Annotated in this window: 13 protein-coding genes and 1 other RNA gene; 5 read left to right on the top strand and 9 right to left on the bottom strand. The window is 30.9% G+C overall.

The window, feature by feature from the left end; genetic code table 11:
• Window positions 1-99: 99 nt before the first annotated feature.
• Window positions 100-576 (top strand): peptide-methionine (R)-S-oxide reductase MsrB, encoded by a 477-nt coding sequence (msrB, locus tag WA327_RS14645; RefSeq protein WP_336070954.1) that lies wholly within the window; start codon window positions 100-102, stop codon window positions 574-576.
• On the opposite strand, the gene WA327_RS14640 is transcribed toward msrB, so the two are convergent.
• Window positions 577-1,860 (bottom strand): NAD(P)/FAD-dependent oxidoreductase, encoded by a 1,284-nt coding sequence (locus WA327_RS14640; RefSeq protein WP_336070952.1) that lies wholly within the window; start codon window positions 1,858-1,860, stop codon window positions 577-579. It lies immediately after the preceding gene.
• Window positions 1,861-1,976: 116 nt separating this feature from the next.
• On the opposite strand from WA327_RS14640, the gene lpdA reads away from it, so the two are divergent.
• The gene (lpdA, locus tag WA327_RS14635) at window positions 1,977-3,353 is read left to right on the top strand and encodes a dihydrolipoyl dehydrogenase (protein ID WP_336070950.1); all 1,377 of its coding nucleotides are present in this window, start codon (window positions 1,977-1,979) and stop codon (window positions 3,351-3,353) included.
• A 76-nt stretch (window positions 3,354-3,429) separates the two neighbouring features.
• Here lpdA and WA327_RS14630 read toward each other — a convergent pair whose 3' ends face one another.
• The 4 genes from WA327_RS14630 to WA327_RS14615 all read right to left on the bottom strand — a co-directional run bounded on the left by WA327_RS14630 (window position 3,430) and on the right by WA327_RS14615 (window position 6,051).
• The gene (locus WA327_RS14630) at window positions 3,430-4,062 is read right to left on the bottom strand and encodes a porin family protein (protein ID WP_336070948.1); all 633 of its coding nucleotides are present in this window, start codon (window positions 4,060-4,062) and stop codon (window positions 3,430-3,432) included.
• Between the two features lie 177 nt (window positions 4,063-4,239).
• The gene (gene aroQ / locus WA327_RS14625) at window positions 4,240-4,656 is read right to left on the bottom strand and encodes a type II 3-dehydroquinate dehydratase (protein ID WP_336070947.1); all 417 of its coding nucleotides are present in this window, start codon (window positions 4,654-4,656) and stop codon (window positions 4,240-4,242) included.
• Between the two features lie 90 nt (window positions 4,657-4,746).
• Window positions 4,747-5,328 (bottom strand): outer membrane beta-barrel protein, encoded by a 582-nt coding sequence (locus tag WA327_RS14620; RefSeq protein ID WP_336070945.1) that lies wholly within the window; start codon window positions 5,326-5,328, stop codon window positions 4,747-4,749.
• A gap of 216 nt (window positions 5,329-5,544) precedes the next feature.
• Window positions 5,545-6,051 (bottom strand): outer membrane beta-barrel protein, encoded by a 507-nt coding sequence (locus WA327_RS14615; RefSeq protein WP_336070943.1) that lies wholly within the window; start codon window positions 6,049-6,051, stop codon window positions 5,545-5,547.
• 153 nt (window positions 6,052-6,204) lie between these two features.
• Between WA327_RS14615 and xerD the strand changes: the two genes are divergently transcribed.
• Window positions 6,205-7,101: a site-specific tyrosine recombinase XerD gene (gene xerD, locus WA327_RS14610; RefSeq protein WP_336070941.1), complete on the top strand. Its 897-nt coding sequence runs from the start codon at window positions 6,205-6,207 to the stop codon at window positions 7,099-7,101.
• A 108-nt stretch (window positions 7,102-7,209) separates the two neighbouring features.
• Window positions 7,210-8,358: a PAS domain-containing sensor histidine kinase gene (locus WA327_RS14605; protein ID WP_336070940.1), complete on the top strand. Its 1,149-nt coding sequence runs from the start codon at window positions 7,210-7,212 to the stop codon at window positions 8,356-8,358.
• Between the two features lie 38 nt (window positions 8,359-8,396).
• Here WA327_RS14605 and rny read toward each other — a convergent pair whose 3' ends face one another.
• The 4 genes from rny to WA327_RS14585 all read right to left on the bottom strand — a co-directional run bounded on the left by rny (window position 8,397) and on the right by WA327_RS14585 (window position 10,798).
• On the bottom strand, window positions 8,397-9,968 hold the full coding sequence (rny, locus tag WA327_RS14600) for a ribonuclease Y (protein WP_336070938.1): 1,572 nt from the start codon (window positions 9,966-9,968) through the stop codon (window positions 8,397-8,399).
• A gap of 50 nt (window positions 9,969-10,018) precedes the next feature.
• Window positions 10,019-10,137: non-coding RNA, 6S RNA (gene ssrS, locus WA327_RS14595), on the bottom strand.
• A gap of 63 nt (window positions 10,138-10,200) precedes the next feature.
• Complete coding sequence (locus tag WA327_RS14590) at window positions 10,201-10,494, bottom strand: cell division protein ZapA (protein WP_027879937.1); 294 nt, start codon at window positions 10,492-10,494, stop codon at window positions 10,201-10,203.
• A 13-nt stretch (window positions 10,495-10,507) separates the two neighbouring features.
• Entirely contained in the window at window positions 10,508-10,798 is a 291-nt protein-coding gene (locus WA327_RS14585) for a hypothetical protein (RefSeq protein ID WP_027879936.1), read from the bottom strand.
• Window positions 10,799-11,030: 232 nt separating this feature from the next.
• Between WA327_RS14585 and WA327_RS14580 the strand changes: the two genes are divergently transcribed.
• Entirely contained in the window at window positions 11,031-12,662 is a 1,632-nt protein-coding gene (locus WA327_RS14580; protein WP_336070936.1) for a M23 family metallopeptidase, read from the top strand.
• Window positions 12,663-12,668 lie beyond the last annotated feature (6 nt).

The raw sequence follows: 12,668 nt of genomic DNA, 5'->3' as shown, positions 1-12,668 counted from the left end.
TCTTAATGTTTTCGATTAAAAGTCATAAATAACTGCTAAAATGAAATATTGTAATGTCTGCTATTATAAAACGACTTATCTTAATAGAAAATTATAACTATGAAAAAAATTGCCTTATTACTTATCATTTCAATGGTCTTTAGTTGTAAATCTAAAGGTCAAGAGACAGAAAAAAAAGAAACATTTCCTATTGCAAAAACTGAAGCCGAGTGGAAAGCAGAATTAACTGACATGGAATATTATGTTTTAAGAGAAGCTGGTACAGAACGTGCTTTTTCTAGCGCTTTAAACAAAGAATATAGAAAAGGAACTTTTCATTGTGCTGCGTGTAATACGCCTCTTTTTAAAAGCGAAAACAAGTTTGATTCTGGTACTGGTTGGCCTAGTTTTGATCAAGAAATTGAAGGAAATGTTGCCTTTAGTACAGACTATGATTTAGGTTATGCTAGAACCGAAGAACATTGTGCGACTTGTGGCGGACATTTAGGACACGTCTTTAATGATGGTCCAAAAGACACAACTGGTGAAAGACACTGCATTAATGGTGTTGCTTTAAATTTTGTACCTGAAAAATAATTAAGGTTTAAATTTCTTTTTATAAGGTCTTATTATTAATCGTGCTTCTCGATCAAATCTAATGTAGTTGTATACCCAATTGATAAAAACTACAACTCTGTTTCTAAAGCCAATTAAAAAGAAAAGATGCACAAACATCCAAACAAACCACGCAAATACACCCTGAAATTTAAATTTAGGTAAATCTACAACTGCTTTATTACGCCCAACAGTTGCCATACTACCTTTATCTTTATATTTAAATGGTTTAAGAGGCTTATTTTCTATTAAACGAAGTAGGTTTTCTCCTAACTGTTTACCTTGTTGTATGGCAGGTTGTGCCATCATTGGATGACCATGTGGTGTTTTATCTGTTGTCATTTGTGCCACATCACCAATTGCAAAAATATTGTTATATCCTTTAACTTGATTAAACTGGTTAACCTCTATCCTATTACTTCTAGTAATCAACGTTTCTCCATCAATTCCTTTTATTGCAGCACCTTTTACTCCTGCTGCCCAGATAACTGTTTCTGATTCAAAAGTTAGATCACTATTAGTTGTTACTACATTTCCATCATAACCAGTAACACGAACATTTTTCCAAATTTGTACACCTAATTTTTCAAGAAAATCTTCAGCTTTTTGTGAGGCTTTTTCACTCATTTCTTTTAAAATTCTGTCGCCAGACTGCACCAAGTTAATTTGCACAGTTCTTGTATCTAAATCTGGGTAATCTTTTGGTAAAATTCCTTTTTTTATTTCTGCCAAAGCACCAGCAAGCTCTACTCCTGTTGGTCCTGCTCCAACAATTACAAAATTCATCAAAGCATTTCTTTCATGTAAATTTGAAGTTAGTAAAGCATCTTCAAAATTTTCAAGAATTAAGCTTCGTAAGTTTAAAGATTGTGGTATGGTTTTCATTTCCATACTATTGGCTTCGATAGATTCATTTCCGAAGAAATTAGTTTTAGATCCAGAAGCAATCACTAAATAATCAAACCTCAATTCACCTATGTTACTAATAACCTTGTTTTTTTCAGTATTAACTTCTGAAACATCTGCTAACCTAAAATAAAAGTTTGGAAAATCTTTTAATATTTTTCTTATTGGATACGCAATAGAATCAGGTTCTAATCCTCCTGTAGACACCTGATAAAGAAGTGGTTGAAAATTGTGATAGTTATGTTTGTCTAACAACACAACTTGTAATTCTTTTTTAGATAATTTCTTTGCTAATGCTACACCAGCAAATCCGCCACCAATAATTACAACTCGCGGAAAACTAGATTTTGGAATATTCATAGATATAAACTTATCACAAAGGTAGTAAAAGTTATAATTTTTGAGGTTGTAAAATTCTTTATTCAAATACGATTTCGTAAATTCGTAGCTTCTAAAAAACGACAAAACTTTTTATAATGAGTAAATACGATATTATAGTTCTTGGAAGTGGACCAGGTGGATATGTTACAGCAATTAGAGCCTCTCAATTAGGTTTTAAAACTGCTGTAGTAGAAAAAGAAAGCTTAGGAGGCGTTTGCCTAAATTGGGGATGTATCCCAACAAAAGCTTTAATTAAAAGTGCTCAGGTGTTTGAATATTTAAAACATGCTGAAGACTATGGTTTAAAAGTTAAAGAAGCAGAAGCAGATTTTGACGCTGTTATAAAACGTAGTCGTGGTGTTGCTGAAAGCATGAGTAACGGTGTAAAATTTTTAATGAAAAAGAACAAAATTGACGTTATAGAAGGCTTTGGAAAATTAAAACCAGGTAAAAAAGTTGATGTTGACGGAAAAGAATATAGCGCAGATCATATTATAGTTGCAACAGGAGCGCGTAGTCGTGAGTTACCAAGCTTACCACAAGATGGTAAAAAAGTAATTGGTTACCGTGAAGCAATGACCCTAAAAGAACAACCAAAAAAGATGATTGTTGTTGGTTCTGGTGCTATTGGTGTTGAGTTTGCTTACGTATACAACTCTATGGGAACCGAAGTAACTATTGTGGAATATATGGACAGAATTGTTCCTGTTGAAGATGCAGACGTTTCTAAACAATTAGAAAAATCGTTTAAGAAAAACAGTATAAATATTATGACTTCTGCCGAAGTTACTAAAGTAGATACTTCTGGTAACGGTGTTAAAGCTACAGTTAAAACTAAAAAAGGTGAAGAAGTACTTGAAGCAGATATTGTACTAAGTGCTGTAGGTATCAAAACAAACATAGAAAACATTGGTTTAGAAGATGTTGGTATTGCTGTAGATAGAGATAAAATATTAGTTAACGATTACTATCAAACAAATATCCCAGGATACTACGCAATTGGTGATGTTACACCAGGTCAAGCATTAGCACACGTTGCTTCTGCCGAAGGTATTTTATGTGTAGAAAAAATTGCTGGTCAGCATGTAGAAAAATTAGACTATGGTAATATACCTGGATGTACTTACTGTTCTCCTGAAGTTGCAAGTGTTGGTTTAACTGAACAACAAGCAAAAGATAAAGGTATTGACATTAAAGTTGGAAAATTCCCTTTTTCTGCGTCTGGTAAAGCAAGTGCTGGTGGAAATAAAGACGGTTTTGTAAAAGTAATCTTTGATGCTAAATATGGCGAATGGTTAGGTTGTCACATGATTGGTGCTGGCGTAACTGATATGATTGCAGAAGCTGTTTTAGGTAGAAAATTAGAAACTACTGGTCATGAGGTATTAAAAGCAGTGCATCCGCATCCTACGATGAGTGAAGCGGTTATGGAAGCTGTTGCAGATGCTTATGATGAAGTAATTCACTTATAAAATTGAAAAACTATTTTTAATAAAAAAGGTTCCAGAAATTCTGGAACCTTTTTTATTTAGTAAGATTGATAATGTATTAAAACATAAATCCAACACCAAATTGCCATACCTCGTTTTTAGCATCTACGTTTTCAAAAACAGTACCATCTTCAAAAATATCTGTAACACCAAAGTTATAACGACCGCTAATAAAAAAGCCATTATTAAACTTATATGCAGCACCTAAAGCTACACTAGTATCAAAGTCTTTTACATTACTATCTTCAATATCTATATCTCCTGCATTATCATTTGGTTGATAGTCAATTTCTTCATTGATTTTAAAACCAAATTGCGGTCCAGCTTCTACAGATAAGCCTTTAACTAAATATACTTTTAAAAGTAATGGTACTTGAATATAATCTAGTTGATATTCGATGTTCTCATCGGTGTCAAAAACATTATCTTGGTCTATTTCTTGAATATCAAAACCTTGACCAGAATATAATACCTCTGGTTGAAAAGAAATACGTTCTGATAAAGGAATTTCTGCTACTAAACCAGCATTAAAACTTGTTCTTGAGTCTAAATCACCAATATCATCTCCACTAATGGTTGATGAGTTAATTCCTCCTTTAATACCTAATTGTACCATTTTAGAATCTGACTGAGCACTCATAAAAGTTAGACCAGATAATACTACTACTGTACTTAAAATTAATTTTTTCATTGTATTCATTTTTTTGGTTTATACAATGAAATTACGCAGAACTAACTTACTCAGATGCTTTGTTAACAGGGTTTAACAGGAAATAAAACTCTTTTAACTATTTTTAATAAAGAAATAAAACTAGACCTGAAAAATTAATATTTTTTAAGAAAGGAAACAGAAAAGCGTTAAATTATACTAAAGAAAACTTTGTATAGCAAGTTCATAACTTTGCAAACCAAAACCTAAAATAACACCTTTAGCGTTAGGCGAAATAAAAGAATGGTGTCTAAATTCTTCTCTTCCAAACGTATTAGAGATATGTACTTCTACAACTGGTGTTTGTATCGCTTTTACAGCATCACCAATACCTACAGAAGTATGTGTGTATGCAGCAGCATTTAAAATGATACCATCATAATCAAAACCTACGTCTTGTATTTTACTAATAAGCTCTCCTTCTACATTAGATTGAAAATACTCCAAAGATACATTAGAGTATTTATTCTTAATTGTATCTAAAAACTCAGTAAAAGACAAGTTACCATAAACATTAGGCTCTCTTTTGCCTAATAAGTTTAAATTAGGACCGTTGATGATGATTAGTTTTTTCATAAAGTAAAAATACAAAATTAAGCGCATAAAAAAACCGAAGCGTTTGCTTCGGTTTTTAATTATTTTAATAGTAAATATTGTATTTACTAATTAGAACTTGTAGTTAACACCAAAAGTTACATTAGTCCAGTCTCCACCAACAGAAAATGTGTTTGTAGCATCATCAGCACCATCAGCTTTTGTAGAATTGAAACCTAAAACACCTACACCAGCTTCGATAGAAAAGTTAGATGATACAAAGTAGTTTAATCCTGCTCCTAAATTAGCACCAAAACCATCACCTTCAACTACTGTAGGGTACTCGTTATCATAAGACATGTAATCTGCAGCTAATTCACCAAATAAAGAAAACTTGCTAGCAGGAGTAAAATAATAACGTCCAAAAACACCAACAGCAAAAGCATTATTGTTAGCATCAGCAGTACCGTTATCAATTTTTGAAGTTGTGTATCCTACTTTAGCACCTAAAGCAATATTTTCTGATAAAAAGTAACCAACTTTTGGAGCTACTTCAAAAGCGTTATCTTTAACATCTCCAGTTGATTCATTACTAAAAGTAACAGATCCTGAAATAAATAAATCACCTTTAGCAAAACCAAAAGTTTGTTCTTCCTGAGCGTTAGCTGTAAATCCTAAAACTGCAAAAGCAGCTGCGAATAATAATTTTTTCATAATTTAAATTTCATTTATTGATTTGAGGCGGCAAAATTATACTAGTCAAACATATCTAACAAGAAAAAAATGAATAAAAATATACTATTTTTTATATAACACTTACTTACAAGCACTTACGGTTTAAGTAAAAAAAAAAGATAAAAAAAACTTGTTTATATAAATAAAAAAACCGAAGCATTGCTCCGGTTTTAGTTATTTTATTGTTTTTTGGTATTATAAACCAAACTCAACTCCTAAAGAAAGAGCATCAAAAGAACCATCATTACTGATTCCTTTATATGATAATACAATGTCTAATGATTCACTAACTCCGTACTGTACTTTTGGAGCATAATAGAATCCACCATCATTACCATCAGGACTCAATCCTACAGCGTAACCAAGATCTGCTCCTAAAGTAAATTCTTCAGAAACATTAAATCTACCTGCTGCTGCAATTGGTAAGAACCCAAAGTCATCATACTCAAATGTTACTGTTTGCCCTAAAAAAGTTTCAGAAACTTCGTCTCCAAAATAATGTTGGTAACCAGTAGCTATACCAGCAGAAAAGTCATCAGAAACTTCCCAAAGGTAATTTACATCTAAATTAACTCCAAATGTTGTAATGTCTCCTGCATCACCCATAGGCAAAGCAGCACTAACACCAACGTTAAAATCCTGAGCATTCATTGTTGATAATCCAAAAACTGCAAAAGCAGCTAAAAAAAATAATTTTTTCATAATTAATGATTTAATAATTTGATTAATAATAATACTAATCTATTAATTTTTTTGTATTGATTTTTACATATTAAACAATTAATTAACAAAGTTTTTAACATTACAAATGATAAAGCTTAAAATATACTCTACTTTTATCCATACATTTACACTATGAATTGGAGCCAAGCAAAAAATGATTTTTCAATCTACTTAAAAATAGAACGTGGTCTATCAGACAATACTATAAATAGCTATGTGTTAGATGTCGAAAAACTTATAGTCTTTTTAAAAGAAACCAATAATACTGAAAGCCCAGTACATATTTCTAAAGAAACTATTAAAGAGTTTATATATCAAACCGCAAAACAACTTAATGCGCGGTCTCAATCAAGATTAATATCTGGTATTAAAGGCTTTTTTAATTACTTAATTTTTGAAAACTATCGTGAAGACAATCCAGTAGATCATATTGAAGCTCCTAAAATTGGAAGAAAAATTCCTGATACATTATCTCTAAACGAAATAAATAATCTTATAGCAGCTATTGATTTAAGTCATCCGCAAGGCACACGCAATAAAGCAATTTTAGAAACACTTTACGGTTGTGGATTAAGAGTTAGTGAGCTAATAAACCTAAAAATATCTGATTTGTTTTTTAATGAAGGGTTTATAAAAGTTACAGGTAAAGGAGACAAACAACGTTTTGTACCTATAATGGAACACACTCAAAAATATATTGATATTTATAAGAATGAAATTAGAAATCACTTAAACATCAATCCAGAACATTCTGACATCTTATTTTTAAATAGAAGAGGCAAACAACTTACAAGAGCTATGATTTTTACTATCATTAAAGACTTAGCTAAAGCTATTAATCTTCAAAAAACAATATCACCACATACTTTTAGACACAGTTTTGCTACGCATTTACTAGAAAATGGAGCTGATTTAAGAGCTATACAGTTAATGCTAGGTCACGAAAGTATTACAACCACAGAAATTTATACACATATAGACAGAAGTCACTTAACACAAGTGATTAACAATTTTCACCCAAGAAAGTAGATATGCATTTCATCGAAATATTTTTGCCATTAAACAGATAATCTATAAGTTTGTATTTGAATCCCTTATGCTAGCTTAATCTTAAATTAACGCAACGGTACTTTCTGTATGTCACAGTTATTAAAAGAGCTTAAGTTAAACTCCAATGACGAACATTTTGAAAACGTAAAATGGCAACTTGCCTTAGAAATTTCAAAAGTTGGTATATGGGACTTTAATACTGAAACCAATAAAATTTTCTTTTCAAAACCTTCTAAAGCTATAATAGGCTTTGAAGATGATGATGCTTTTGGTCAAAATATTAATGACTGGAATGATCGTGTTCATCCAGAAGACAAAGAACAATATTTTAAAGACTTTAAAGACCACTTAAATGGTTTACTTCCCAATTACGAGAACAAGCATCGTATATTACATAAAGACGGTACTTATAGATGGGTTTTAGATCGTGGTCAATATATAGAAAAAAACCTACTAGGAGAAGCTACAAGAGTTATTGGTACACATGTAGATATTACCGATTATGCAGACAATGAGCAAAAAATAAAAGAAACTTTAGATCTTATTGCAAAGAAGAATAGTAAACTACAAAACTTTGCTCACATTGTAACTCACAACCTAAAACAACACGCAGGGAATTTTGAAAGTTTACTTCAGTTTTATGATGAAGCTAAAAATGAAGATGAAAAAAAGGAAATGCTTGATTACATGAAAACTCTTTCAAAATCATTAACTAAAACTATAAATGATTTAAGTGAAATTGTTTCCATACAGTCTAAACCAGAAGAAACAAGTGAAAACATTAAGCTCAATGCCAAGATAAATAACGTTTTAAAAGATTTAGAATATTTGATTTCAGAAAAGAGCGCTAATATAAAAGTTAGTATTTCTGATGATTGTAGCGTTAATTTTAACAAGTCTTATTTATATAGTATAGTTCAGAATCTAGTAACCAATGCAATTAAATATAAACATCCTAAACGAAATCCTGAGATTTTAATTGCTTCTGAATGTTTTGATACACACACAAACTTAGTTGTAAAAGATAATGGTATAGGCATAAACTTAGATAAATTTAAAAATGATCTTTTTGGCTTATATAAAACATTTCATAATAATCCAGATGCAGAAGGTGTTGGTTTGTATTTAGTAAAAAACCAATTAGAAGCCTTTGGCGGCTCTGTAGATGTAGAAAGTACTATTAATGAAGGTACAACCTTTACACTTCATTTACCTAATCAAAAAATCCAGCACTAGGCTGGATTTTTATTTTAATTCTCTATTATATTTTTTGTTTACTTAGCAATATTTATTGCTCTTGTTTCTCTAATTACAGTTACTTTAACTTGACCTGGATAAGTCATATCTGTTTGTATTTTTTGAGAAATATTAAACGATAAATCAGCAGCATTTTGATCGCTTACTTTTTCACTTTCAACAATAACACGTAATTCTCTACCTGCTTGTATTGCGTAGGCTTTTTTAACACCACTAAAGCCAAATGCTATTTCTTCTAAATCTTTTAATCGTTGTATATAGCTATCTAAAACTTGACGTCTTGCTCCTGGTCTTGCTCCAGAGATCGCATCACACACTTGAATTATTGGTGATAATAAAGACTTCATCTCTATTTCATCATGGTGAGCACCAATAGCATTACATACATCTGGTTTTTCACCAAATTTTTCTGCCCATTGCATACCTAAAATAGCGTGAGGTGTTTCCATATCTGCTTCTGCATCTGGCACTTTTCCTATATCATGTAATAGACCTGCTCTTTTAGCTAATTTAGGATTTAATCCTAATTCTGCTGCCATTACACCACAAAGTTTAGCAACTTCACGCGAGTGTTGTAATAAGTTTTGACCGTAAGAAGAACGATACTTCATACGTCCTACCATTTTTATTAATTCTGGATGTAAACCATGAATACCTAAATCGATAACGGTACGCTTACCTACTTCTATTATCTCCTGCTCTATTTGTTTTTGAGTCTTTTTAACTACTTCTTCAATACGTGCAGGATGTATACGTCCATCTGTTACTAATTTATGTAACGATAAACGTGCAACTTCACGTCTTACAGAATCAAAACAAGAAAGAATAATTGCTTCTGGCGTATCATCAACTATAATTTCTACACCTGTCGCAGCTTCAATAGCTCTAATGTTTCTACCTTCACGACCAATAATTCGTCCTTTTACATCATCACTTTCTATATTAAATACAGATACACAGTTATCTACTGCTTCTTCTGTACCAATACGTTGTATGGTGTTAATAATAATCTTTTTAGCTTCTTGTTGTGCTGTTAATTTAGCTTCTTCCATTTTATCTTGGATATAAGCCATAGCATCACTTTTTGCTTCACCTTTTAAAGATTCTATTAACTGTTCTTTAGCTTCGTCTGCAGATAAACTAGAAATAACTTCTAACTGCTCTACTTGACTTTTATGTAGTCTATCAAGCTCTGATTGTTTTTTATCTAAAACATCTAAACGGTGATCAAAATCATTAGATTTTTCTTCTATTTCTGCATTAAGTTTTTTAGTTTTTGATAACTCACTTGATACTTGAGATTCCTTATCTCTAATACGTTTTTCGGCATCAGACATTTTCTTGTCTCTGCTCATGATTACTTTTTCATGCTCTGCCTTTAGCTCTAAAAACTTTTCTTTAGCTTGTAAAATTTTATCTTTTTTAATGCTTTCTCCTTCTGCATTTGCTTCTTTTACGATAGCTGCTGCAGATTTTTTTGCACTTTTAATTAGCTTTGATGCATTACTTCGTTCTAGCATTTTTGCAATAATAAAACCTATTAAGGCTCCAATTGCAATACCAGCAATTATTAAAATTGTATTATCCATTGTTGATTAATTATATATAAAAAAAGCCTACATTAATTTTGTTTTGAAAAAAACTCCTTAAAAACAAGTTTAGGGCTAACAAACTGATCAAGGATCTGCCCAAATACGTAGTATTAGCAGCATGCTTTTACAGCTTAAACTCACCCTTTTTAAAGAATTAACGTTGAGTTTCTCAAAAAGATAATCAATGTAGGCAGTAACCTATTATTTTATGTGTTATGAACGTTTTACTTTATAAACTTAAATGTGTGTCTAACATATTGTTTAAGGCTTTTAATTTTTCTTCAACATGTTCTGACACGTACTCTTTATCTAATATACTCTGCTCTACTTGACTAGCAAATTGTAATGCGCACATTGCCAATACATCTTGCTTATCTCTAACAGAATAACTTTGCTCAAATTGCTTTATCATAGCTTCAATTTTTTTTGCAGCTAGTCTTAAGCCTTCTTCTTGGCTTGGTGCAATTGTTAATGGATACACTCTATTTGCTATTGATAACTTTATTTTTAGTGTGTCTGCCATTAATCTTAATATTTTAACTAGATAATTGACTTATACAATGGTCAATTTCTCTAATTAATGCATTTATCTTGAGCTTTGTTTCTCGTTTATCATTGTCACTGCCAAGTATGGTGTTAGCCATTTTAAGTGTATTATATTTTTCTTGCCAATTATCTAATTCTAGGTCTTTGGCTTTTAACACTGATTGAGATTGTTGCAATGCTTCTTTTAGCTTAGCATTTTCTGCTTTTAAAACTTGCTGTCTCTTTAAGACTTTGCTAATTTTTTGCTCTAGATTATCAACAATGTCTTCAATTTTACTCATTCTGCTAATACCTATACTTATCTTACAAAGTTAATCAAACCGTAGGATTATACAATTGTTTTTTCATAAAATTTTATTTTTAAAAAAGTATTTAAAAATCAATTGGTTGGTCTAGTTATTGATTTTTGTTTGCTAATTAAAACCTTATTTCTATTTTAGCAGTAACATGTATTTTATGCGATTTATAACATTTCTCTTTTTATTTTTTTCAAGTTTTATCAATGCTCAAAATATGTACCCGCAAGATTATTTTGCTTCACCTTTGGATGGCGAAACTATTTTAGCTGGTACGTTTGGAGAACTTAGAAGCAATCATTTTCATTCTGGATTAGATATTAAAACTAAACAGCGAGAAGGTTTAAAAGTCTATGCTGCTGCAAGTGGTTACGTAAGTAGGATTAAAATTGCTCATTTTGGATACGGTAAAGCGCTTTACATTACACATCCAAACGGTTACACTACTGTTTATGCACATTTACAACGTTTTTCTGATAAAATTGAAAGCTTTATTAAAAAGAAACAATACGAACAAGAATCTTTTGAAATTGAAGTTTTTCCAACAAACAACGAACTTATTTTAACAAAAGGAGAAGTTATTGCTTATTCAGGAAACACAGGTAGTTCTGGCGGACCACATCTTCATTATGAAATTAGAGATAACCTAGAACGACCTATAAATCCTTTATTGTTTGGCATTAAAGTTAAAGACTCTAAAAAACCAATAGTAAGAAGTATTTACGCTTACCCAATTAACGAATTATCACATGTTAACAATTCTAATTTAAAGCAAAAATTGCGTTTAATTCCGCTTCAAAATGGCGATTATAAAGTTGAAGACATTAAAGCACACGGTAAAATTGGTTTTGCTATAAATACCATAGACAGACAAGATTTAGCTGCGAATAAAAATGGCGTTTATAAAATTGAAACTGCTTTAAATGGTATGCCTAATTTCACTATTAATTTTAAGCGTTTTTCGTTTGACGAAACAAAACATCTTAACCGTTTAATTGATTATCCACATTATTCTGAAGAAAAAGAACGTCTTCAAAAACTATTTTTAGATACTAATAACCCTTTAAGTATGTATGAAAATTTAGTAGATGATGGATATGTTATGATTTACGATTCTATAGCGTCTTTATATAAAATTAAAGTTGAAGATTTTGAAGGCAATACTACAATTATTGACATAAACATTAATGGTGATACTACTCCTGTGACCGAAACTGCGCCCAGCTTCACTTCTCAATATTACATTAATAGAGAAGAAAATGTTATCCTAGAAAAAGATAAAATAACTGTAGATATTCCTAAAGAAACTTTTTACGATAACTTTTTTATGGACTTTCAAGTGCATTCAGACACAGTAAAAGTGCATGACAATAATAAAGCTGCCAGTAAATATTTCACTATAAATTATGATATAACTGGCTATTCTCAAGAAGATTTAAAACAACTTTATATTGCAAGGTTAGTTGGTTGGAATGATTTTCCTAGTTACTCTTCAACTAAACAAAAAGATAATGTTTTATATACCAGAACCAACGATTTAGGCACTTACTGTTTAGCAAGAGATACTGTTGCTCCAACCATAGAACCCGTTAATTTTACTGACGGAAAATGGATGAGTAAATACCGCTTTTTAAAACTTAAAATTGAAGATAAGCTAACTGGTATTTCTAATTATCGAGCAACCGTTAACGGAAAGTGGATTTTAATGGAATATGATTACAAAACCGATATGCTTGTACACGATTTTAAAGATAATGTCGTTAAAGATACCAACAACAATTTAAAAGTAATTGTAACAGATAATGTTGGAAATAGTACTACATTTGAGGCAACTTTCCATAGAAAATAAATTTTT

The sequence above is a fragment of the Mesoflavibacter sp. CH_XMU1404-2 genome (genome assembly GCF_037029465.1).
Taxonomy (GTDB): Bacteria; Bacteroidota; Bacteroidia; order Flavobacteriales; family Flavobacteriaceae; genus Mesoflavibacter.
The sequence above is the reverse complement of the archived record's forward strand: the minus strand, read 5'-3'. Positions and strand labels throughout refer to the sequence as shown.

Excerpts from the sequence above, each read along its gene's own strand:
- msrB (WP_336070954.1), top strand. The coding sequence starts at position 100 with ATGAAAAAAATTGCCTTATTACTTATCATTTCAATGGTCTTTAGTTGT.
- WA327_RS14640 (WP_336070952.1), bottom strand. The coding sequence starts at position 1,860 with ATGAATATTCCAAAATCTAGTTTTCCGCGAGTTGTAATTATTGGTGGC.
- lpdA (WP_336070950.1), top strand. The coding sequence starts at position 1,977 with ATGAGTAAATACGATATTATAGTTCTTGGAAGTGGACCAGGTGGATAT.
- WA327_RS14630 (WP_336070948.1), bottom strand. The coding sequence starts at position 4,062 with ATGAAAAAATTAATTTTAAGTACAGTAGTAGTATTATCTGGTCTAACT.
- aroQ (WP_336070947.1), bottom strand. The coding sequence starts at position 4,656 with ATGAAAAAACTAATCATCATCAACGGTCCTAATTTAAACTTATTAGGC.
- WA327_RS14620 (WP_336070945.1), bottom strand. The coding sequence starts at position 5,328 with ATGAAAAAATTATTATTCGCAGCTGCTTTTGCAGTTTTAGGATTTACA.
- WA327_RS14615 (WP_336070943.1), bottom strand. The coding sequence starts at position 6,051 with ATGAAAAAATTATTTTTTTTAGCTGCTTTTGCAGTTTTTGGATTATCA.
- xerD (WP_336070941.1), top strand. The coding sequence starts at position 6,205 with ATGAATTGGAGCCAAGCAAAAAATGATTTTTCAATCTACTTAAAAATA.
- WA327_RS14605 (WP_336070940.1), top strand. The coding sequence starts at position 7,210 with ATGTCACAGTTATTAAAAGAGCTTAAGTTAAACTCCAATGACGAACAT.
- rny (WP_336070938.1), bottom strand. The coding sequence starts at position 9,968 with ATGGATAATACAATTTTAATAATTGCTGGTATTGCAATTGGAGCCTTA.
- WA327_RS14590 (WP_027879937.1), bottom strand. The coding sequence starts at position 10,494 with ATGGCAGACACACTAAAAATAAAGTTATCAATAGCAAATAGAGTGTAT.
- WA327_RS14585 (WP_027879936.1), bottom strand. The coding sequence starts at position 10,798 with ATGAGTAAAATTGAAGACATTGTTGATAATCTAGAGCAAAAAATTAGC.
- WA327_RS14580 (WP_336070936.1), top strand. The coding sequence starts at position 11,031 with ATGTACCCGCAAGATTATTTTGCTTCACCTTTGGATGGCGAAACTATT.